The organism is Bradyrhizobium yuanmingense (genome assembly GCF_900094575.1).
Lineage (GTDB): Bacteria > Pseudomonadota > Alphaproteobacteria > Rhizobiales > Xanthobacteraceae > Bradyrhizobium > Bradyrhizobium yuanmingense.
This window is the reverse complement of record NZ_FMAE01000003.1, coordinates 302,779-322,830: the sequence shown is the minus strand read 5'-3', so window position 1 is coordinate 322,830 and position 20,052 is coordinate 302,779. Positions and strand designations below refer to the sequence as shown.

General features: G+C 64.6%; 20 protein-coding genes. 14 read left to right on the top strand and 6 right to left on the bottom strand.

The features are described 5' to 3' along the window. The first annotated feature begins 44 nt into the window (after nucleotides 1-44). The 3 genes from GA0061099_RS11235 (at nucleotide 45) to GA0061099_RS11225 (ending at nucleotide 4,155) form a co-directional block, all read left to right on the top strand. Complete coding sequence (locus tag GA0061099_RS11235; protein WP_036021511.1) at nucleotides 45-1,274, top strand: ABC transporter substrate-binding protein; 1,230 nt, start codon at nucleotides 45-47, stop codon at nucleotides 1,272-1,274. 178 nt (nucleotides 1,275-1,452) lie between these two features. Next, nucleotides 1,453-2,682 (top strand): ABC transporter substrate-binding protein, encoded by a 1,230-nt coding sequence (locus GA0061099_RS11230; protein WP_035997932.1) that lies wholly within the window; start codon nucleotides 1,453-1,455, stop codon nucleotides 2,680-2,682. 189 nt (nucleotides 2,683-2,871) lie between these two features. Further along, a complete protein-coding gene (locus tag GA0061099_RS11225) occupies nucleotides 2,872-4,155 on the top strand; it encodes a glycerate kinase type-2 family protein (RefSeq protein WP_036021510.1) in 1,284 nt (427 codons plus the stop codon). A gap of 31 nt (nucleotides 4,156-4,186) precedes the next feature. Here GA0061099_RS11225 and GA0061099_RS11220 read toward each other — a convergent pair whose 3' ends face one another. After that, complete coding sequence (locus tag GA0061099_RS11220) at nucleotides 4,187-4,708, bottom strand: MarR family winged helix-turn-helix transcriptional regulator (RefSeq protein WP_036021509.1); 522 nt, start codon at nucleotides 4,706-4,708, stop codon at nucleotides 4,187-4,189. Nucleotides 4,709-4,881: 173 nt separating this feature from the next. Here GA0061099_RS11220 and GA0061099_RS11215 point away from each other — a divergent pair, with 173 nt between their 5' ends. The 3 genes from GA0061099_RS11215 to GA0061099_RS11205 are packed head-to-tail and all read left to right on the top strand — an operon-like array spanning nucleotide 4,882 to nucleotide 8,425. Continuing rightward, complete coding sequence (locus GA0061099_RS11215) at nucleotides 4,882-5,922, top strand: branched-chain amino acid ABC transporter permease (protein ID WP_036036742.1); 1,041 nt, start codon at nucleotides 4,882-4,884, stop codon at nucleotides 5,920-5,922. Nucleotides 5,923-5,927: 5 nt separating this feature from the next. Then, complete coding sequence (locus tag GA0061099_RS11210; protein ID WP_050995835.1) at nucleotides 5,928-7,697, top strand: branched-chain amino acid ABC transporter ATP-binding protein/permease; 1,770 nt, start codon at nucleotides 5,928-5,930, stop codon at nucleotides 7,695-7,697. Beyond that, nucleotides 7,694-8,425, top strand: coding sequence for an ABC transporter ATP-binding protein (locus GA0061099_RS11205; protein WP_035997921.1), 732 nt, complete (start codon nucleotides 7,694-7,696; stop codon nucleotides 8,423-8,425). Before GA0061099_RS11210 ends, GA0061099_RS11205 begins: the two co-directional genes overlap by 4 nt. 157 nt (nucleotides 8,426-8,582) lie before the next feature. Here GA0061099_RS11205 and GA0061099_RS11200 read toward each other — a convergent pair whose 3' ends face one another. Then, entirely contained in the window at nucleotides 8,583-9,206 is a 624-nt protein-coding gene (locus tag GA0061099_RS11200; protein WP_036021505.1) for a pyridoxamine 5'-phosphate oxidase family protein, read from the bottom strand. A gap of 121 nt (nucleotides 9,207-9,327) precedes the next feature. On the opposite strand from GA0061099_RS11200, the gene GA0061099_RS11195 reads away from it, so the two are divergent. Next, the gene (locus GA0061099_RS11195) at nucleotides 9,328-10,212 is read left to right on the top strand and encodes a LysR family transcriptional regulator (RefSeq protein ID WP_035997918.1); all 885 of its coding nucleotides are present in this window, start codon (nucleotides 9,328-9,330) and stop codon (nucleotides 10,210-10,212) included. 55 nt (nucleotides 10,213-10,267) lie between these two features. Here the strand turns inward: GA0061099_RS11195 and GA0061099_RS11190 are convergent, their stop codons facing one another. Then, on the bottom strand, nucleotides 10,268-10,687 hold the full coding sequence (locus GA0061099_RS11190) for a PaaI family thioesterase (RefSeq protein WP_035997915.1): 420 nt from the start codon (nucleotides 10,685-10,687) through the stop codon (nucleotides 10,268-10,270). A gap of 415 nt (nucleotides 10,688-11,102) precedes the next feature. Between GA0061099_RS11190 and GA0061099_RS11185 the strand changes: the two genes are divergently transcribed. The 4 genes from GA0061099_RS11185 to GA0061099_RS11170 all read left to right on the top strand — a co-directional run bounded on the left by GA0061099_RS11185 (nucleotide 11,103) and on the right by GA0061099_RS11170 (nucleotide 14,896). Further along, entirely contained in the window at nucleotides 11,103-12,119 is a 1,017-nt protein-coding gene (locus GA0061099_RS11185) for a TRAP transporter substrate-binding protein (RefSeq protein WP_036021503.1), read from the top strand. Nucleotides 12,120-12,399: 280 nt separating this feature from the next. Beyond that, a complete protein-coding gene (locus tag GA0061099_RS11180) occupies nucleotides 12,400-12,909 on the top strand; it encodes a TRAP transporter small permease (RefSeq protein WP_036021501.1) in 510 nt (169 codons plus the stop codon). 2 nt (nucleotides 12,910-12,911) lie between these two features. Next, nucleotides 12,912-14,231, top strand: coding sequence for a TRAP transporter large permease (locus GA0061099_RS11175; protein WP_035997903.1), 1,320 nt, complete (start codon nucleotides 12,912-12,914; stop codon nucleotides 14,229-14,231). A 203-nt stretch (nucleotides 14,232-14,434) separates the two neighbouring features. Continuing rightward, nucleotides 14,435-14,896, top strand: coding sequence for a DUF3237 domain-containing protein (locus GA0061099_RS11170; RefSeq protein ID WP_035997901.1), 462 nt, complete (start codon nucleotides 14,435-14,437; stop codon nucleotides 14,894-14,896). An 83-nt stretch (nucleotides 14,897-14,979) separates the two neighbouring features. On the opposite strand, the gene GA0061099_RS11165 is transcribed toward GA0061099_RS11170, so the two are convergent. The 3 genes from GA0061099_RS11165 to GA0061099_RS11155 form a co-directional block, all read right to left on the bottom strand. After that, complete coding sequence (locus GA0061099_RS11165) at nucleotides 14,980-15,186, bottom strand: hypothetical protein (RefSeq protein ID WP_025033895.1); 207 nt, start codon at nucleotides 15,184-15,186, stop codon at nucleotides 14,980-14,982. Nucleotides 15,187-15,305: 119 nt separating this feature from the next. After that, nucleotides 15,306-15,581 carry a YiaA/YiaB family inner membrane protein gene (locus GA0061099_RS11160; RefSeq protein ID WP_035997898.1) on the bottom strand — a complete coding sequence of 92 codons (276 nt, stop codon included), beginning with the start codon at nucleotides 15,579-15,581 and terminating at the stop codon, nucleotides 15,306-15,308. A 52-nt stretch (nucleotides 15,582-15,633) separates the two neighbouring features. Further along, nucleotides 15,634-16,329: a PspA/IM30 family protein gene (locus GA0061099_RS11155; protein ID WP_035997892.1), complete on the bottom strand. Its 696-nt coding sequence runs from the start codon at nucleotides 16,327-16,329 to the stop codon at nucleotides 15,634-15,636. 103 nt (nucleotides 16,330-16,432) lie between these two features. On the opposite strand from GA0061099_RS11155, the gene GA0061099_RS11150 reads away from it, so the two are divergent. From GA0061099_RS11150 to GA0061099_RS11140, 3 genes are all read left to right on the top strand, one after another. After that, complete coding sequence (locus GA0061099_RS11150; RefSeq protein WP_074447688.1) at nucleotides 16,433-17,062, top strand: TetR/AcrR family transcriptional regulator; 630 nt, start codon at nucleotides 16,433-16,435, stop codon at nucleotides 17,060-17,062. Nucleotides 17,063-17,132: 70 nt separating this feature from the next. Beyond that, nucleotides 17,133-18,587, top strand: a complete 1,455-nt coding sequence (gene hydA, locus GA0061099_RS11145) for a dihydropyrimidinase (protein ID WP_036021456.1) — start codon at nucleotides 17,133-17,135, stop codon at nucleotides 18,585-18,587. Nucleotides 18,588-18,707: 120 nt separating this feature from the next. Beyond that, nucleotides 18,708-19,979 carry a DUF892 family protein gene (locus GA0061099_RS11140; protein WP_036021454.1) on the top strand — a complete coding sequence of 424 codons (1,272 nt, stop codon included), beginning with the start codon at nucleotides 18,708-18,710 and terminating at the stop codon, nucleotides 19,977-19,979. The last annotated feature ends 73 nt before the right edge of the window (nucleotides 19,980-20,052 follow it).

Genomic DNA, 20,052 nt, shown 5'->3' with positions numbered 1-20,052 from the left:
AATAAGAACAAACGACACATTCAATCCTGTCCAGGGAGATCAAAATGCCTGCAATGCATGTGCGATTGGGGGCCTTCTCGGCTGCCCTCGTGCTAGCCGCCACGCTGTCCACGACAGCGCTCGCGCAGAAGAAATACGACACCGGCGCATCCGACACGGAGATCAAGATCGGCAACATCATGCCCTATAGCGGTCCCGCGTCCGCCTACGGCGTGATCGGCAAGACCGAAGAGGCCTATTTCCGCAAGATCAACGCAGAAGGCGGCATTAACGGCCGCAAGATCAACTTCATCACCTATGACGACGCCTATTCCCCGCCGAAGACCGTGGAGCAGGCGCGCAAGCTGGTCGAGAGCGACGAGGTGCTGCTGATCTTCAACTCGCTCGGCACCCCGCCGAACTCGGCGATCCAGAAGTACATGAACCAGAAGAAGGTTCCGCAGCTGTTCGTCGCCACCGGCGCCACGAAGTGGAACGACCCGCAGACCTTCCCGTGGACGATGGGCTGGCAACCCAACTACCAGATCGAGGCGATCATCTACGCCAAGTACATCCTGAAGAACCATCCGAACGCCAAGATCGCCGTGCTCTACCAGAACGACGATTACGGCAAGGACTATCTGAAGGGGTTCAAGGACGGGCTCGGAGCCAAGGCCGCCTCGATGATCGTCATCGAGGACAGCTACGAAGTCTCCGAGCCGACCATCGACTCCCACATCGTCAAGATGAAGTCGACCAACGCCGACGTGTTCTTCAACATCACGACGCCGAAATTCGCGGCACAGGCGATCAAGAAGAACGCCGAGATCGGCTGGAAGCCGCTGCACTTCCTCAACAACGTCTCGGCCTCGATCGGCAGCGTAATCAAGCCGGCCGGATTCGAGAACGCGCAGGACATCATCTCGTCGCAATATTTCAAGGATCCGACCGACGCGCAGTGGAAAAATGACAAGGCGATGATCGCCTGGAACGAATTTCTGGATAAGTACTATCCTGAAGCGAACCGCGCCGATGCCTCGGTAATGTACGGCTACATCGTCGCCCAAGGCCTCGTTCACGTGCTCAAGGCCTGCGGTGACAATCTCACCCGCGAGAACATCATGAAGCAGGCCGCCAACATCAAGGACTTCGAGCCGGCGGGCTTGTTGCCGGGCATCAAGGTCAACACCTCGGCGACCGATTTCGCGCCGCTCTCGCAACTGCAGCTGATCCGGTTCAAGGGCGAGCATTGGGTGCCATTTGGCGAGGTGCTGAGCGGCGACGTCGGCGGCTGACCATTAACCACTTGCTCAAGATGTAGCCAAATCGACTAAAGACGCAGCCCCTGCGGCCATGCCGCAGGGGCTTTTCCTTGAAGCGTTCAGGCAAATCGTATTGAATTGCGGCCGCGTCGCGAAGAAAAACGAGACAAGAAAAGGGACGCACACACAAAGAAAAAACAGGGAGATTGGAATGCCTGCTGTCACCGGCAAGCTTGCGGCCGCATCATTGGCGCTCGCGCTCATCGCGGCCTCGGCCTCAACCGCAACGGCCCAAAAAAAATACGATACCGGTGCGACCGACACCGAGATCAAGATCGGCAACATCATGCCCTACAGCGGACCGGCCTCCGCCTACGGCATCATCGGTCGCACCGAAGCCGCCTATTTCAAGAAGATCAACGAAGAGGGCGGCATCAACGGCCGCAAGATCAATTTCGTCTCCTACGACGACGCCTACTCGCCGCCGAAGACGGTGGAGCAGGCGCGCAAGCTGGTCGAGAGCGACGAGGTGCTGCTCGTCTTCAACTCGCTCGGCACGCCGCCGAACTCCGCGATCCAGAAATACATGAACTCGAAGAAGGTGCCGCAGCTGTTCGTCGCCACCGGCGCTACCAAGTGGAACGATCCGCAGAACTTCCCGTGGACCATGGGCTGGCAACCCAACTACCAGAGCGAGACGCAGATCTACGCGAAATACATCCTCAAGGCCATGCCGAACGCCAAGATCGGCGTGCTCTACCAGAACGACGATTACGGCAAGGATTACCTGAAGGGCCTGAAGGACGGCTTGGGGGCCAAGGCCGCGAGCATGATCGTGCTGGAGGAAAGCTACGAGACGTCGGAGCCGACCATCGACAACCACATCGTCAAGCTGAAAGCCACCGGCGCCGACGTCTTCATCAACATCACCACGCCGAAGTTCGCGGCGCAGGCGATCAAGAAGATCTCCGAGATCGGCTGGAAGCCGACCCACTTCCTCAACAACGTCTCGGCCTCGGTCGGCAGCGTGATCAAGCCCGCCGGCTTCGAGAATTCGCAGGACATTATCTCGGCCGCCTATCTGAAGGACGTCTCCGATCCGCAGTGGAAGGACGACGCCGGCATGAAGGCGTTCCTGGAGTTCATGACGAAGTACTTCCCCGAGGGCGACAAGCTCGACGGCGGCACCATCGTCGGCTACGGCGTCGCGCAGACGCTGGTCGAAGTGCTGAAGAAATGCGGCGACAATCTCACGCGCGAGAACGTCATGAAGCAGGCGGCGAGCCTGAAGGACTTCCGCACCGAAGTGCTGCTGCCCGGCATCAAGATCAGTACCGGGCCGAACGACTTCGCACCGATCAGCTCGCTGCAGCTGATGAAGTTCAAGGGCGACAAGTGGGACCTGTTCGGCGAGGTGATCAGCGCCGACGCCGGCGGCTAGAAGCTTCAAAGCCCGGACGACGAGCCCCCTGCGCTGATCGCGCAGGGGGCTTCTGCTTGTGTGGCAATTATGATCACGCGATTGCACAATCGAATGACGGCGAAGGCGCTTACGCTTTGGCACACGATGCGGTAGGCAGATGGCGGCGACCTCCTCGCCGCCAGTCCAGTCTGCGCAAGGCCATTGTCCATGACCGACCGACGCCCCCTGCTCCGCGCGCTCTACGACGCGGCCGTCGCCGCCGCCCATCCCGAAATGGTGCTGGCCCCTCACCTGCGACCTGCGCCCAGGGGGCGCGTGATCTGCCTCGCGGCCGGCAAGGGCGCCGGCGCGATGGCCGCAGCCGCGGAGCGGCATTATCTCGATGCGCTGGGATTGGCGCCGGAGCGCCTCGTCGGCATCGCCACCACGCGCCACGGCTACGGCGTGCCGACGCGCAGCATTCGCGTGGTCGAGGCCGGTCATCCCGTGCCTGACGAAGCCGGCCTGAAGGGCGCGGCCGACACGCTCGCACTCGCGGGCGAGGCCGGGCCGGACGATCTCCTGCTGGTGCTGCTCACCGGCGGCGGCTCGGCCAACTGGATCGCGCCGGTGGACGGCATCAGCTTCGCGCAGAAGCAGGCGGTCAACAAGGCGCTGCTGCGCTCGGGCGCGCCGATCGGCGAGATGAACGTCGTGCGCAAGCACCTGTCGCGGATCAAGGGCGGCCGCCTCGCCCGCGCTGGCAGCAACGCCGCGGAGATCGTGACGCTCGCGATCTCCGACGTGCCGCATGACGATCCGTCCGCGATCGCCTCCGGCCCCACCGTGCCCGATCCGACCACGCTGGCGGATGCGCGCGCGATCGTGGCGAAATACAGGCTCGACATCGACGATGCGGTGCGCCGCGCGCTCGACGATCCCAACAACGAGAGCTGCAAGCCGGGCGACGCCGCCTTTGCGCGCGCCTCGTTCGAGCTGATCGCGCGGCCCAAGCAGTCGCTGGACGCCGCGGTCAAGCTCGCGCGCGAGGCCGGCTACGAGACCATCGATCTCGGCGCCGATCTCGAAGGCGAGGCGCGCGAGGTCGCCGCCGATCACGCCAGGCTGGCGCTTCAGGCACGCAGCCAGGGCAAGCGCGTCGCGATTCTCTCCGGCGGCGAGCTCACGGTCACCGTGCGCGGCAACGGGCGCGGCGGGCCGAACCAGGAATACGCGCTGGCGCTGGCTTCGCTCTTGAAGGACACTTCCGGCATCGCGGCGCTGGCCGGCGACACCGACGGCGCCGATGGCGGCGCCGGCCACCCGACCGACCCCGCCGGCGCGCTGATCGATGCGGCGACGTTCGCGAAGATGAAGGCGCTGGGGCTCGAGCCGCATGCCTATCTCGCCAACAACGACGCCACCACGTTTTTCGAGGCGACCGGCGACCTGCTACAGCCTGGACCGACGCTGACCAACGTGAACGACATCAGGGCGATCTTGGTGGATTGACGTTCGCTTACCCTCCCCTGGAGGGTAAGAGTCAAAACTCGTTGGCGATCTTCGCGAGCATCCCGATCAGGGCTTCGCGGTTGGCCTGGCCGAGCAGATCGTTCAGCCGGGCCTCGTGCTTGGTGGCGACGAGCTTCTTGGCGCGCGCCAGCACGGCCTTGCCCTTGTCGGTCAAGACCAGGATGTGCGAGCGGCGGTCGTTGGTGGAGCGGATCCGCGCGCAGAGGTCGCGGCTCTCCAGATTGTCGAGCATGGCTACGAAGTTCGGCCTGAGGATGCCGAGCGTGGAGGCGATCTCGGTCTGGTTACGGCCGGGGTTCTTCTCGACCAGCAGCAGCACCGAGAACTGCGCTGGCGTCAGCTGGAGCGAGGCCATGCAGCGCAGAAAATTCTCGAACACCTTGAGCTGCGCACGTTTCAGGACATAGCCGAGCTGCTCGGAAAGCTCGCCGAGCTGGAGGGCCTCCGCCTGCGGCTCGCTCGCGTCCTTGCGGCCCTTGGCCACGTCGGCCGGCTTGTCGGAGGACTTTTCAGCGGTTTTGGAAACGGTCATCGCCTCGTGCTCGTAATCCCGCTAAATTCCGGGGCGGGTCGTTCCCACCCTTGAAGTTATATTTGATAATTGTTATGGACCATACCAAATATCGCCTGCGTTTTTCAATGGCTGTGAGCGGACCGTCCACCGCAATCGAGGGGACCGGTCCGGATTAGGGGGAGCGTCCGGTCTTGAATACCACCATCATGCTGTTCCTGGTGCAGGACGGCATCACCAATGGCGCGATCTATGCGCTGCTCGGCCTGGCGCTGGTGCTGGTGTTCGCCGTCACCCGGGTCATCCTTATTCCCCAGGGCGAATTCGTCACCTATGGCGCGCTGACCTATGCCTCGCTGGCCGCCGGCCAGATGCCGGGCACGGCAAAGCTGGCGCTGGCGCTCGGCATCGGCGCCTTCGCCTTCGACCTGTTCGTGGCGCGCAAGGCGCTGCACGGGCGGCTGGTCGTCCGCAGCTTCATCGCCAACGTCGTGCTGCCCGCGATCGTGCTGGCGCTGACCCTGTCCCTCGCCGCGCAGAAGCCGCCGGTCGCGGTCTGCATCGCGCTGTCGCTGGTGATCGTGGCGATGATCGGCCTCTATCTCTACCGCATCGCCTTCCAGCCGCTGGCGCACACCTCGGTGCTGGTGCTGCTGATCGCCTCGGTCGGCGTCCACCTCGCGCTGCAGGGCCTCGGCCTGTTGTTCTTCGGCGCCGAAGGCCAGCGTGGGCCTGCCGTGCTGTCCGGCGCCTTCACCGCCGGCGCATTGCGCTTCACCGGCCAGAGCATCACCGTCTATGCCATCACCATCGCCTTCATCGTCGCGCTCTGGCTGTTCTTCGGCCTGACGCTCTACGGCAAGGCGCTGCGCGCGACCGCGGTCAACCGGCTCGGGGCGCGGCTAGCCGGCATCCGCACCACGCTGTCGGGCCAGATCGCCTTCCTGCTGGCTTCCGTGATCGGCGCACTCTCCGGCATCCTGATCGTGCCGATCACGACACTGTATTACGACTCCGGCTTCCTGATCGGGCTGAAGGGCTTCGTCGCCGCGATCATCGGCGGCCTCGTCAGCTATCCCCTCACCGCCGTCGCGGCGCTGGTGGTCGGCATCGTCGAGGCGTTCTCGTCCTTCTATGCCTCCAACTACAAGGAGGTGATCGTCTTCATGCTGCTGATCCCCGTGCTGCTGCTGCGCTCGCTCGCCGCGCCCGCGGTCGAGGAAGAGAAGGACTGAGCCCGATGCAGAGCCGGCTTCCCATCCTCGTCTTTGCGATCCTCATGGCGGCGATCCCGCTCATCCCGGGCGTGCCCCCGTTCTGGATCGTGCTGCTCGACAATATCGGCCTTGCCGCGCTGGTCGCGATGGGCCTCGTGCTGCTGACCGGCGTCGGCGGCCTCACCTCGTTCGGGCAGGCCGCCTTCGTCGGTTTCGGTGCCTACACCACCGCCGTGCTGACGACGGCCTATGGCCTGTCGCCCTGGCTGACGCTGCCGCTGTCGCTCGTGGTCAGCGGCTCGCTCGCGGTGCTGCTCGGGCTGATCACCGTACGCCTCTCGGGGCATTACCTGCCGCTCGGCACGCTCGCCTGGGGGCTTGGGCTGTTCTACCTGTTCAGCAAGCTGGAGTTTCTCGGACGCAACGACGGCATCTCGGCGATCCCGCCGCTGTCGATCGGTGCCTTCAAGATGCTCTCGCCCGGCTCGATCTATTACGCAATCTGGGTCGCCGTGATCCTCTCGGCCCTGCTGACGATGAACCTCTTGGACTCCCGCACCGGCCGTGCCATCCGCGCGCTGCGCCGCGGCCATGTCGCCGCCGAAGCGTTCGGCGTCCACACGCCGCGGGCAAAGCTGCTGGTGTTCATCCACGCCGCGGTGCTCGCCGGCCTGTCCGGGTGGCTCTACGCCCATCTCCAGCGCGCCGTGAACCCGACGCCGTTCGGCGCGCATATGGGCATCGAATATCTCTTCATCGCAGTGGTCGGCGGCGCCGGCTATGTCTGGGGCGGCGTGCTGGGCGCGGCGATCGTCGTGATCCTGAAGGAGGTGCTGCAGAGCTATCTGCCGCTGATCCTGCCGGGCTCCGGCCAGGTCGAGACCATCGTGTTCGGCATCATGCTGGTGGCGCTGCTGCAGCTTGCGCCCGGCGGCCTCTGGCCCTGGCTGATGTCGTTCTTCCCCGAGCGCACCGACGGCAGGAAGCCGGACACCTCGCTGAAGCTGGAGCATCGCACCCGCGCGCCCGCCGAGACCGGCGTCCTGCTTCAGGTCGAGAAGGCGCGAAAGCAGTTTGGCGGCGTGGTCGCGGTGAACAACGTGTCCTTCGACGTGCAGGCCCGCGAGATCGTCGCACTGATCGGCCCGAACGGCGCCGGCAAGAGCACGACCTTCAACCTGATTACCGGCGTGCTGTCGGCAACCTCGGGCTCGATCTCGGTGCTCGGCAGGAAGGTCGACAACGCGCCGCCACAGGAGATCGTCAAGCTCGGCATCAGCAGGACCTTCCAGCACGTCAAGCTCGTCCCCGACATGACCGTGCTGGAGAACGTCGCGATTGGCGCACATTTGCGCGGCCATTCCGGCCCAATCTCCTCGATGCTGCGGCTCGACCGCGCTGACGAGGCCAAGCTGCTCGCCGAGGCCGCCCGCCAGATCGAGCGCGTCGGCCTCGCCGAGCAGATGCACCAGCTGGCAGGCTCGCTCTCGCTCGGCCAGCAGCGCATCGTCGAGATCGCCCGCGCGCTCTGCGTCGATCCGATGCTGCTGCTGCTCGACGAGCCGGCCGCCGGCCTGCGCCACATGGAAAAGCAGCGGCTCGCCGCGCTGCTCCGCGAGCTGCGCGACGGCGGGATGTCCGTCCTTTTGGTCGAGCACGACATGGGCTTCGTGATGAACCTTGCCGACCGCATCGTGGTGCTCGATTTCGGCACCAAGATCGCGGAGGGCACGCCGGCGACGATCAAGACCAATCCCGAAGTGATCAAGGCCTATCTTGGAGTGGCGGCATGAGCACGCTGTTGTCCGTCACTGACGCGCATGTGGCCTATGGCAAGGTCGAGGCGGTGCGTTCGGTTTCGCTCGAGGTGGGCGCCAACGAGATCGTCACCATTGTCGGCGCCAACGGCGCCGGCAAGACCACGCTGCTCTCGGCCATCATGGGAATCCTGCCGCTGAAGGGCCGCGTCGCCTTTGCCGGGCAGGATCTCGCCCGCCTCGACATCGAGGACCGTGTCGCGATGGGCCTCGGTCTCGTTCCCGAGCATCGCGAATTGTTCGTGACCATGAATGTCGAGGACAATCTCGAGCTGGGCGCGTTCCGGATCGAGCGCAGCAAGGCCAAAGCCTCGATGGAGCGGGTCTATGCGCTGTTTCCGCGGCTCAAGGAGCGGCGCAAGCAGCTCGCCGGCACGCTCTCCGGCGGCGAGCAGCAGATGCTCGCGATGGGCCGCGCGCTGATGGGCGAGCCGAAGCTCTTGATGCTGGACGAGCCGAGCCTCGGCCTTGCCCCGATCATCGTCGCCGACATTTTCCGCATCGTCACCGAGCTCCGCGCCGCCGGCGTCTCCGTGCTGCTGGTCGAGCAGAACGCGCAGGCCGCACTGAAGATCGCGGACCATGCCTATGTCATGGAGCTCGGCGAGTTCGTGCTCAGCGGCAAGGCCAGCGACATCGCCGCCAACGAACGGGTGGCCGCGAGCTATCTCGGCTTCCAGCACGAAGGCGAAAGTGTGATTTAGTTTAGAGACGCCTCGGCCTATTCATTGTCATCGCCCGCGAAGGCGGGCGATCCAGTACTCCGAGACGATCGCGATTGAACCGAAATGCCTCGGCGTACTGGATGCCCCGCCTTCGCGGGGCATGACACCGGACGATGGGAGAGGCGAAGCGCGCCGTTTAACCTGCCGCCTTCTCCCCCTTCAACGCCGCAAGCTCCGCCTCCAGCTCTGCGATCCTCGCATCTCTCGCGGCGAGCGCGGCCGCGACATCGGCTGCATCAAACTTCTGCGGGATGTGCTGCGGGCAGTTGGTGTCCCAGGCTGCGATCTTGAAGAGGATCACCTGCTCGGGCCGGGCGCGGTAGTCTTTCGGCATCAATGACGTGGTCAGGGCTTCGTCGTCCTCGACCACGCGCGCCTCGCCCCAGATCTTCACCCGGCGGCGGTGGGCGTAGTCCATCACGAAGATGTAGGCCTTGGGATTCTCCGAGAGATTTCCTTGCGTGATGAACTGCTGGTTGCCGGCGTAGTCGGCGAAGGCGAGCGTCTGCTTGTCCAGCACCTTGAGAAAGCCCTTCGGGCCGCCGCGGTGCTGGATGTAGGGCTGGCCGTCGGCTGAAGCCGTGGCGAAATAGAAGCTGTTGGCGTCGGCCAGGAACGCGGCGAGATTGTCGTCGACCTCGGTGCGCCAGCCGCGCTGCTCGCTGCGCGCATAGGCCTCGCGCGAGCCCTTGCGCGCCTGGATCGTCTTCACCGCCGGCGAAAAGGCCACGTCGCTGGCATAGGTGTGAACTGCCGTCATCGGAACATCTCCTGAAATTCCGGCGCATTGCTGCGTCTTCCGCGCCTAATCTGGACCTTTCGGCGTCTAAAACAATTGAGCAGCTTGACACTTCATCATTGCGATTTATGCAATAATGTCCATGGACCGCCTGGAAGCCATGCACGTCTTCGTCACGGTCGCCGACCTGCGCGGCTTCGCGCCGGCCGCGCGCAAACTGCGGCTGTCGCCGTCGGCGGTGACGCGGATGATCGCGGCGCTGGAGGAGCATCTCGGCGCGCGGCTGCTGCAGCGGACCACGCGGCAGGTGGCGCTGACCGACGTCGGCACGCGCTATTTGGAGCGCGCGCGGCGCATCCTCGCCGACGTCGAGGAGGCTGACGGCTCGGCGCGGGAGGAGCGCAATCGGCCGAGCGGGCGTCTCGTCGTGTCCGCGCCGGTCGGCTTCGGCCGGCTGCATGTCGGGCCTCTCATGACCGCCTATCTCAAGCGCTATCCCGAGGTCGCCGCCGAACTCAGGCTGTCCGACCATCTCGTCAACCTCGTCGAGGACGCCGTCGATGCCGCGGTGCGGATCGGCCATCTCGCCGATTCCTCGCTTGTGGCGCGCCAGGTCGGCGAGATGCGGCGGATCGTGGTGGCCGCGCCCGGTTATCTCAAGCGCAACGGCGAGCCGAAGACGCCGGAAGCGCTCGCCACGCACCAGACCATCCAGTTCGGCCCCTGGTCCGAATGGCGTTTCCTGCGCGACGGCCGCGATATCGGGCTGCCGCTGTCGCCTCGCTTCATCAGCAACAGCGCCGACGCCGCCCTGCAATATGCCGAAGCCGGCGGCGGCGTGACGCGGGTGCTGGCCTATCAGGCCGCCGAGGGCCTGAAGCGCGGGCGCCTGAAGATCGTGCTGGCGCAATACGAGCAGCCGGCGCTGCCGATCCACATCGTCTACCCGACCTCGCGCCTGCTCTCGGCCAAGGTGCGCGCGTTCGTCGACCTCGTGGTGGAGACGGCGGAGTGGAGGTTTGGGTGATCTTTTCCGTCATGGCCGGGCTTGCCCCGGGCATGACGACGGAGAGAGTTGGGCCTCACCCCTTCTTCGGCACTACCCGAAACGTGCCGCTGGCCCGCGCGATCACGGCGTCGTCCGCCTTCACCAGGCACTGCGCGAAGCAGATCGTGTTCCCGGTCTTGATCGCCTCGCCCTCGACCGCCAGCCATTGGCCGATCTCGGCGGCGCCGACATAGTCGACCGACAGCGAGATGGTGACGAATGACGTGGTCCAGCCCGTCGCCTGGGCGCAGCTGTAGCCCATGGCGGCGTCAGCGAGCGCCGCGATCAGCCCGCCATGGATCAATCCGCGGGCGTTGGTGTGCGGCGTCGCCAGGCGCAGTCCGACGGTGACGCCCTTATCGGTCTTCTTCGAATAGAGCGGCTCCCAGGGATCGGTCAGCGGCGCTTTGCGGAAATGTGGCTCGTAGCCGGCGGGGATGTCGGTGCGGGTCATGGCGGTCTCGCTTCATTGCCTCGGCTGCATTGGAAGCGAATGACGCGAGGAATGCATCACCTACAAAGCTTTAAACGGAATTTGTGCAGATGTTTGAAACGAGCCCCGCCATCGCCGCAACGGCCCGACGATTGCGACCTTTGTCCGCAATACATGCTGCTTCCGATCCTGTTAGGCTTTGGCCGCAGCCTGCTTGTGGCAAAGGCTCGCAGGCGATAATTATACCATATAACGTTTGCGCAAAGGGAGAGCGGTGGTCGCCCGAGCAGCGACAAATCCATGCAACATGACTGACGTAGATGGCGCGACACGGCGGGCCTCAGTTCCGGCTTGAACGCGCCGGCGAATTAGATAACATGTTAATTAAAGAGACCGGGCCAACGAAGCCCGCCGTCGCAAAAGGGAGAGACGCGTGATGAGGAAAGCCTGTCTGGCCTTGCTGCTGGCAGCAAGCGTGAGCCCCGCGCTCGCGCAGGACAAGACATTTGACCTGAAGGTCTCGCACTGGGTGCCGGCATCGCATCCGCTGCAGAAATCGCTGGAAGACTGGGTGGCTGCGGTGAACAAGGATTCCGGCGGCACCATTACCGGCAAGGTGTTTCCGGCCCAGCAGCTCGGCAAGGCCTTCGACCATTACGACATGGCGCGCGACGGCATCGCCGACGTCACCTATGTCAATCCCGGCTACCAGCCCGGCCGCTTCCCGATCATCGGCGCCGGGGAATTGCCGTTCCTGATCTCGGATGCCAAGGGCGGCTCGATGGGGCTCGACGCGTGGTATCGCAAATTTGCCGAGAAGGAGATGAAGGACGTCAAATACTGCCTCGCCTTCGTCCACTCGCCCTCCTCGTTCCATTCCCGCACCAAGAAGATCGTCAACCCCGAGGACGTGAAGGGCATGAAGATCCGCCCGGCGCACGCTACCATGGCGAACTTCGTCACCTCGCTTGGCGGCACCAATGTGCAGTCCTCGGCGCCGGAAGTGCGCGACATCATCGAGCGCGGCGTCGCCGACGGCGTCACCTTCCCCTGGGGCTCACTGGTGCTGTTCGGCATCGACAAGGTGACCAAGTACGACATGGAGGCGCCGCTCTACACCACGACCTTCGTGTTCGTGATCAACAAGGACAAGTACAATGCGATGTCCGACAAGCAGAAGGCCGCGATCGACAAGAACTGCACGGTCGAGATGGCAGGCGCGGTCGGCGAGCATTGGGGCAAGTTCGAGGACGCCGGCATCGCCAAGGTGAAGGCGGAATCCAGCCATGAGGTCTACAAGCTGACGCCCGAGCAGATCGCGGCTTGGAAGAAGGCCGCCGAGCCGCTGGTCAAGACCTGGGGCGACGGCGCCAAGAAGGCCGGTGCCGATCCCGACGCCGCGCTCGCGGATCTCAAGGCCTCGCTGAAGAAATACAACGCGCTGGCGGAGTGACGCGGTGGCGAAGGAAACGCGGCGGCGGGATTGGTCCTGCCGCCGTTGCCTTGCAAGCTGAGAGCAGGTGAGGAGCGCACCGTGTCTCTTCCCCCTCTCCCCGCTTGCGGGGAGAGGGTTGGGGTGAGGGGGAGTCTCCGCAGGGACGGTGACAATCGGACGCGTGGATAGTCCCCCTCACCCGCCACGCTTCGCGTGTCGGCCTCTCCCCGCAAGCGGGGAGAGGCGAAGTGCCGCCGCCAGAGCCGAGAATGAGAATAGCAGTGCTTAGGAAACACCCATGAAGCGCTCCTGGATGGATCGCGTGATCGACTCGATCGAATGGATCGCGGCCGGCTTCGTCGGCATCGTCGCGCTCGACATCTTCCTGTCGGTGCTCTTGCGCAACACGCTGAACTATTCGATCCCCGACAGCTTCGACATCGGCCGAATGCTGCTCGGCATCCTCATTTTCTGGGGCATCGCGGCAACCTCCTATCGCGGCACCCACATCACCGTCGACCTGGTCTGGGGCAATGTCGGGCCGCGCCATCAGCGCTGGATCGACGTGTTCGCGACCCTGGTGCTGCTGTTCGTCGTCACCGTGCAGACCTGGACGCTGTTCGACAAGGTCCGGCTGACCTACAACGACAACGTTCAGACCTTCGACCTGCACATGCCGACATGGCCGTTCTTCCTCGTCGCGTGGATCGGCGACGTCTGCGCCGTGCTGCTGATCGCGATCCGCACGTACCGGCTGATCTTCCACCCCGAAGACATGCATGAACCCAACATCAAGGTGACGGAGTAACCATGAGTACCGACGCCGTCGCCGTTATCGGCTTCGTCGCCCTGTTCGCCCTGATGCTGCTGCGCGTGCCGGTCGGCATGGCCATGGGCCTCGTCGGCGTGTGCGGCTTCAGCTATCTCGTGGGCTCGACACCGGCCCTGAAGATGGTCGGTCAGGTCACCATGCGCACCGTGACCGACTACACCTTCGGCGTCATCCCGATGTTCCTGCTGATGGGCTCCTTCGTCAGCAATTCCGGCATGAGCCGCGAGCTATTCCGCGCCGCCAACGGCTTCGTCGGACATTTGCGCGGCGGACTCGGCATTGCCACCGTTGGCGCCTGCGGCGGCTTTGCCGCGATCTGCGGCTCCTCGGTCGCGACCGCGGCGACCTTCTCCGCCGTCGCCTATCCCGAGATGCGGCGCTTCGGCTATCCGCAATCCTTCGCCACCGGCGTGATCGCGGCCGGCGGCACGCTGGGCGCGATGCTGCCGCCATCCACTGTTCTTGCGGTCTACGGCATCATCACCGAGCAGGACATCGGCAAGCTGTTCATCGCCGGCATCATCCCGGGCCTGCTCGCGATGACCATGTACATGATCACGATCTCCCTGATCGGCTATTTCCGCCCCGAGTTCCTGCCCAAGGGCAAGGTGACGCCGTGGCGCGAGCGCTTTGCCGGATTGAAGGAGATCTGGGCACCGGTGCTGCTGTTCATCTTCGTCATCGGCGGCCTCTACGGCCTGCCCTTCCTGCCGCGCTTCACGCCGACCGAGGCCGGCGGCGTCGGCGCGACCGGGGCCTTCATCATCGGCGTGCTGACCGGCCGGCTCGACCGCGAGAAGGTGCTGGCCTCGCTGCTGCAGGCGACGCGCACCGCGGCTGCGGTGTTCACCGTGCTGATCGGCGCGCTGATCTTCGGCTATTTCCTCACGGTGACGCAGACGCCGCAGAAGGTGACGGAATTCCTCACCGGGCTCGGCCTCGGCCCCTACGGCGTGCTGGCGCTGATCATGGTGATGTATCTCGTGCTCGGCTGCCTGATGGATGCCATGGCGATGATCATCCTGACCGTGCCGATCATCTTCCCGGTGATCATGCATCTGGGGTTCGATCCGATCTGGTTCGGCATCATCATCGTCGTGACCGTCGAGCTCGGCCTGATCACTCCGCCCGTGGGCATGAACGTCTTCGTCATAAAAAGCGTGGTGAAGGACGTCTCCTTCTCCACCATCTTCAAGGGCGTAAGCCCGTTCGTGGCAACGGACCTCGTGCGCCTCGTGATCCTGATCGCCTTCCCGCTGCTGGCAACCTGGCTGCCGACGCGGATGATGGCGCATTAGAGGTGACAAGATTGAATGCCGCACGGCGTGGCTGCTTCCCCTCTCCCCTTGTGGGAAAGGGTGGCTCGCCGCGATAGCGGCGAGACGGGTGAGGGATCTCTCTCCGCGAGCACGCTTGTGGAGATAGACCCCTCATCCGGCGCTTCGCGCCACCTTCTCCCACAAGGGGAGAAGGGAAGGCTCGTCGATGATTGGAGGCAGACATGACCACCCCGACCCTCGAAACAAGATACGTTTTCACCATCACCGCGCGGATCGGCGACGTCGTGACCGCGGGCGAGACCGGGATCGGCGTCCGCCGCATCATTCCGATCATCGGCGGCGAGGTGACGGGCGCGGTCAGCGGAAAGGTGCTCCCCTTCGGCGCCGACTTCCAGACCATCCGGCCCAACGAGTTGATCGATCTCGAAGCGAAATACGCCTTCGAGACCGACGACGGTGCGACCGTCTACGTCGAGAACAAGGGTATGCGCTTCGGTCCGGTCGAGCTGTTGCACAAGCTCAAGCGCGGCGAGCCGGTCGATCCGAAGCTGATCTATTTCCGCACCGTGCCGAAGTTCGAGACCGGGCACGAGACGTACCGCTGGCTGATGGAGCACATCTTCGTGGCGTCAGCGGCGCGCCATGCGGATCGCGTCGTGATCGACGTGCATCAGGTGATGTGAGGGAGAGGCCGTAGGGCCTCTAGCCGGATCGCGCCGGACGATGCTGCGCATCGCCGGGGGCGACCCGGATGAGGTGAAGACGCCTACAACGTCTCTTGCTTATGCCCGCAGTTCTTGCAGGCGAACTTGACGCGGGTCTGGCCCTTCTCCGCCTGCACCCGGTTCGGCGCTCCGCACTTGCCGCAGACAGCCTCGATGCGGGTCGTGCCCTGCTTGACCACGATGGTCTTCTTTTCCATCGATTCGCGGATCAGGCGCTCGGCCTCCTCGCGCAGGGATTGTTTCGACAAAGCTCGTCTCCGCCTCTGGAAAGCGCGAGAGCCATATCGCACCTGCACGCGAAGCACAATGCACCCTGCCTGCCGCGCGCGCCCCTGTCGCCCCAGAGCGCGCGCTGCGACCGTTCGCCTTACGCCGCCTTGGAGACCTCCATCAGCAGCCGCTCGGCCTTGGCATCCTCGATGCGGTTCACGAGGCGGCTGCTCTCATGATTGTCGCGCACGGTCTTGGTCAGGGTGACGCAGGTCTGGATCATCATCACGATGCCCATGGTGAGATAACCCTTCATCCAGAGGTCGATCGGCAGGAAGAAGATGCCGATGGCGACGAGGAAGGCGGAAGCTGCGAAGGACGCGTAGGTGAAGCTCACCCAGGCGCCGCTGTGGGGCTGGCCATTCTGGTTCATGATGGTCTCCTGTCGATTGGAATGATGATTGCGTTCGGATTGGAACTTGAGATCAGGCCGCCGGCATGCGCCTGGACTTCAAGCGCGCCAGCACATCGTCGGCGGTCGTCTTGAGCCGCGGGCCGAAGCCCTGCTCGGCGAGTCGTTCGGCGGTGGCGAGCGGGCCGGTGGCCGCGTCGAGCTCGACCAGGGCATCGTCGGCCGCCTGAGCCTCCATCTGCCGCTCGCGCAGACGCCTCAGCGTCCCCTCCGCCTCCGGCAATGTCGATTCATAGGGGCGCGCGGCCTCGATGCCGCTGCGGCGAAGCGAGCGCACCGCTTCCGAGGCGCGGGCGATCCGGCGACCGCGATCGAGCTCGGTGATGCGGGCCTGCGCGTTGGCGACGTGGCGCTTCAGCCTGATGATCTCGGTCGCGAACAGCGCGCGCGCCGTCATGGCCGCATCGCGATCGGCCTCCAGCGCCGCAATGGCTTCGGCGGCCTCCTTGGCGAGGTCCTCGCGGCCGCCATCCAGCGCCGCAACGGCACGGGTCTCGAGATCGGCGATGCGCGCATTCGTGGCCTCGAGCTTGCGGCCTTCCTGCTGGTCCTGCGCGATTGCCAGCGCCAGCGTGCGCTTGCTGCGCTCGACGGCTGCGGCTGCATCGCGCATCTGCTGATCCAGGATCAGAAGGGCGGTGCGATCTTCCAGTTCCTCGCCCGCAGCGGCGACGCTGCCGCGGAAGAGGGTCACGACGGTCTTGAACATTGGTTGCTCCCTGTCGATGAGCGTTGCTCACAGATGGTTTGTAGCAGGAACCTTGAACATCGTTCAATATTATTTTGAGCGACGCTCAAGAATTTGGTTAAGAATGACTAAGGCCCTGGAACGGCGAGAGAAATTGCGTGCGGCCCTGATCCAGGCGGCCGAACAGATGATCGCCGAGCGGGGGCTGGCGGGTCTCAAGACCCGCGATTTGGCCCGCGAGATCGGCTGCGCCAATGGCGCGGTCTACAATCTCGTGGCTGATGTCGACGAACTGATCCTGCGGGTCGGCTCGCGCACGCTGCTCCGGCTCGACGAGACGCTGACTCTCGCAACAAATGCCGGCGAGCCATCGCCACGGGAATCCCTGGTCCGCATCGCCCTCGCCTATTGCGATTTCGCCGCCGAAAACCTCCAGCTCTGGCGCGCGCTGTTCGAGCACCGGATGGAGACGGGCAAGCTGGTGCCGGATTGGTCCGTGCACGACCAGATGCAGCTGTTCCGTCATATCTACCAGCCGCTGGCCGCACTGTTTCCTGGGCGCAGCCCGGAGGAACTCGGCATCACCGCACGCAGCCTGTTCTCGGCCGTGCATGGCATGGCGGCGCTCGGGCTGGAGCGGAAGCTGGTGGCCGTGCCGCTGCCGGCGCTGCGCAAGGAGATCACGGGCCTCGTGCGCGCGATGATCGACGGGCTGATCGCGCACGACGTGAAAGGAGCGGCGGCGGCTGACTAAAATTTCACCTGTCGCATCGCCAGTCGCGCGCTTAGCCTTCGAGCCGTCCCTTCACCTCTCGGAGCACCTCATGCCCCTCCTCATCCGCGGCGGCACCGTCGTCAATCACGATCATTCGCGCCGCGCGGACGTGCTGATCGACGGCGAGACCATCGTCGCGATCGGCGCAGCGCTCGATGCGCCGACAGGTAGCGAGGTCATCGATGCAGGCGGCGCCTACGTCATCCCGGGCGGGATCGATCCGCACACCCATCTCGAAATGCCGTTCATGGGCACCGTCACCGCCGACGACTTCGAATCCGGAACCAAGGCGGCGCTGAGCGGCGGCACCACGATGGTGGTGGATTTCTGCCTGCCCGATCCCGGCCAATCCATGCTCGCGGCATATCAGGAGTGGCGGCACAAATCCGAGAAGGCGGCCAGCGACTACGGCTTCCACATGGCGGTGACGTCATGGTCGAAGCAGATCCATGACGAGATGGAGATTGTGGTCAAAACCTACGGCATCAACACCTTCAAGCATTTCATGGCCTACAAGGGCGCGCTGATGGTGAACGACGACGAGCTCTACAATTCGTTCGCGCGCTGCGCCCATCTCGGCGCCATGCCGGTTGTCCATGCTGAGAACGGCGACGTCGTCGCCCTGATGCAGGACGCCCTGATCGCGCGCGGCGTCACGGGCCCGGAAGGCCACGCCTATTCACGGCCGCCGGAGGTCGAGGGCGAAGCCACCAACCGCGCCATCATGATCGCCGATATGACAGGCACGCCGGTCTATATAGTGCACACCAGCTGCCGCGAGGCGCATGAGGCCATCGCGCGGGCACGCGCCGCCGGCAAGCGCGTCTATGGCGAGCCGCTGATCCAGCATCTGCTGCTGGATGAGCGTGAATATCAGAACAAGGACTGGGATCATGCCGCACAGCGCGTGATGTCGCCGCCGTTCCGCGACAAACAGCATCAGGACAGCCTCTGGGCCGGCCTGCAAGCCGGCTCGCTCCAGGTGGTTGCGACCGATCATTGCGCCTTCACCACCGAGCAGAAGCGGTTCGGGCGCGGCGATTTCAGGAAGATCCCGAACGGCACCGGCGGCCTCGAAGATCGCCTGGCGCTGCTCTGGACCGCGGGCGTCGCCACGGGGCGGCTGACCAAAGAGGAATTCGTCGCGGTGACCTCGGCGAACATCGCCCGCATCCTCAACATCTATCCGCGCAAGGGCGCGGTCGCCGTCGGCTCGGATGCCGATATCGTGGTGTGGGATCCCAAGGCGAGCAAGACCATCAGCGCCAAGCGGCAGATGAGCCGGATCGATTACAACGTGTTCGAGGGTTTTGCCTGCACCGGCGGTGCGGCCGCGACGCTGTCGCGCGGCCGTATCGTCTGGAAGGATGGCGACCTGCGCGCCGAGGCCGGCGATGGACAATACGTCGAACGTCCCGCCTTCTCGCCGGTGCATGTGGCAAATTCGACCTGGAAGGAACTGACGGCCCCGCGCGCCGTCGCGCGCAGTGCGGTGACGCCGTAAGCCATCGCGCTCCCTGGCAGAGGTCCGGGGCAACGACAGCCTCGATCCTGGAGAGACTTAGGAACGAACGGCTGGAGGCCTCGTTGTCGCGTAGTTTCTCTCCAGCACGCGAGTCTCCCCATGTATCACCACGTCAAGAAGCTGATGTTCACCGTGCGCGTCGACGAACCCGATCCGCGCTTCGGCAATATGCTCCTCGAGCAGTTCGGCGGCGCCAACGGCGAACTTGCGGCTGCGATGCAATATTCGATTCAGGGACTGAATTGCGAGGATCCCGACCGCAAGGACCTCTTGATGGATATCGGCACCGAAGAGCTCAGCCATCTCGAGGTCGTCGGTTGCCTCGCCCGGATGCATCTTGCGCCCTCGCGGAACGACCGCCAGGCGGCGGAGGCCGATCCGCTGATCGCGATTGCCGGCGGAGGCGGCGTCAATCTGTTCAACTCGCAAGGCAATCCCTGGACCGCCGATTATCTCAAGATCACGGGCGAGCTCGACGTCGATCTCCGCAGCAACATCGCGGCAGAAGCGCGTGCCAAGATCGTCTACGAGCGCCTGATCAATTTTTGCGACGATGCCGGCAGCAAGGACGCGCTGCAATTCCTGATGACGCGCGAGATCACGCATATGAAGGCGTTCGCGCGCGCACTCGAGAGCCTGTCGAAGCCGGCCTTCAGCATCGGCCGGATTGCCCCGACGCCCGGCCTCGTGAACCAGTACTTCAACGATTCCACCGGCAGCGGCGACCACGGCGAAATCGACACCCGCGGCCCGTGGAACGAGGGCGAGGACTGGGTGTTCACGGAATCGCCTGCGCTGCAATCCGCCGATCCCGGTGCTGCCACCCCGATCGTCGCGGAGAGCTCGCCGCCTGTCGATGAGGCGGGCCTGACCGATCTGCTGCTGCATGAGCTGCGCGACATCCTCCATGCCGAGAAGCAGCTGACCAAGGCGCTCCCGAAGATGGCGCAGGCCGCCCGCTTCGATCAGTTGCGCGAGCTGTTCGAGCAGCATCTGGCCGAGACCGAAAACCAGGTCGAGCGCATCAACGAGTGCTTCGAGCTGCTCGGCGAGAACGCGCGCGCCAAGCCTTGCAAGGGCATGATGGGCCTGATCGAGGAAGGCCAGGAGGTCATGAAGGAAAGCCAAGAGAAGGAGGATGCAGCCGCCGACCTCGCGCTGATCTCTGCGGCGCAACGCGTCGAGCATTACGAGATGTCCGGCTACACCACCGCGCGCAACCTGGCGCAGCAGCTGCGCCACAGCGCGATCGTCGCCCTGCTCTCCAAATCTCTCGCCGAGGAAGAGAATGCCGATCTCCTGCTCAACCAGGTCGCGCGATCGCTGATGTCGGTGGCGAAGATGCCCGCCGCGCTGGAGCAGGCCGAGTAGTCCGCGCCGACGCGCAACACCTATCGATCCAAGCCGCCTCGCCTTGTCGCGGGGCGGCTTGGGGCTTCCTGGC

Bases quoted from the DNA above. Each gene is read 5' to 3' on its own strand.
- GA0061099_RS11175 (WP_035997903.1), top strand. From the start codon at position 12,912: ATGAGTACCGACGCCGTCGCCGTTATCGGCTTCGTCGCCCTGTTCGCC.
- GA0061099_RS11160 (WP_035997898.1), bottom strand. From the start codon at position 15,581: ATGAACCAGAATGGCCAGCCCCACAGCGGCGCCTGGGTGAGCTTCACC.
- GA0061099_RS11185 (WP_036021503.1), top strand. From the start codon at position 11,103: ATGAGGAAAGCCTGTCTGGCCTTGCTGCTGGCAGCAAGCGTGAGCCCC.
- GA0061099_RS11140 (WP_036021454.1), top strand. From the start codon at position 18,708: ATGTATCACCACGTCAAGAAGCTGATGTTCACCGTGCGCGTCGACGAA.
- GA0061099_RS11225 (WP_036021510.1), top strand. From the start codon at position 2,872: ATGACCGACCGACGCCCCCTGCTCCGCGCGCTCTACGACGCGGCCGTC.
- GA0061099_RS11230 (WP_035997932.1), top strand. From the start codon at position 1,453: ATGCCTGCTGTCACCGGCAAGCTTGCGGCCGCATCATTGGCGCTCGCG.
- GA0061099_RS11195 (WP_035997918.1), top strand. From the start codon at position 9,328: ATGGACCGCCTGGAAGCCATGCACGTCTTCGTCACGGTCGCCGACCTG.
- GA0061099_RS11200 (WP_036021505.1), bottom strand. From the start codon at position 9,206: ATGACGGCAGTTCACACCTATGCCAGCGACGTGGCCTTTTCGCCGGCG.
- GA0061099_RS11205 (WP_035997921.1), top strand. From the start codon at position 7,694: ATGAGCACGCTGTTGTCCGTCACTGACGCGCATGTGGCCTATGGCAAG.
- GA0061099_RS11180 (WP_036021501.1), top strand. From the start codon at position 12,400: ATGAAGCGCTCCTGGATGGATCGCGTGATCGACTCGATCGAATGGATC.
- GA0061099_RS11210 (WP_050995835.1), top strand. From the start codon at position 5,928: ATGCAGAGCCGGCTTCCCATCCTCGTCTTTGCGATCCTCATGGCGGCG.
- GA0061099_RS11155 (WP_035997892.1), bottom strand. From the start codon at position 16,329: ATGTTCAAGACCGTCGTGACCCTCTTCCGCGGCAGCGTCGCCGCTGCG.
- hydA (WP_036021456.1), top strand. From the start codon at position 17,133: ATGCCCCTCCTCATCCGCGGCGGCACCGTCGTCAATCACGATCATTCG.
- GA0061099_RS11170 (WP_035997901.1), top strand. From the start codon at position 14,435: ATGACCACCCCGACCCTCGAAACAAGATACGTTTTCACCATCACCGCG.
- GA0061099_RS11235 (WP_036021511.1), top strand. From the start codon at position 45: ATGCCTGCAATGCATGTGCGATTGGGGGCCTTCTCGGCTGCCCTCGTG.
- GA0061099_RS11220 (WP_036021509.1), bottom strand. From the start codon at position 4,708: ATGACCGTTTCCAAAACCGCTGAAAAGTCCTCCGACAAGCCGGCCGAC.
- GA0061099_RS11150 (WP_074447688.1), top strand. From the start codon at position 16,433: ATGACTAAGGCCCTGGAACGGCGAGAGAAATTGCGTGCGGCCCTGATC.
- GA0061099_RS11190 (WP_035997915.1), bottom strand. From the start codon at position 10,687: ATGACCCGCACCGACATCCCCGCCGGCTACGAGCCACATTTCCGCAAA.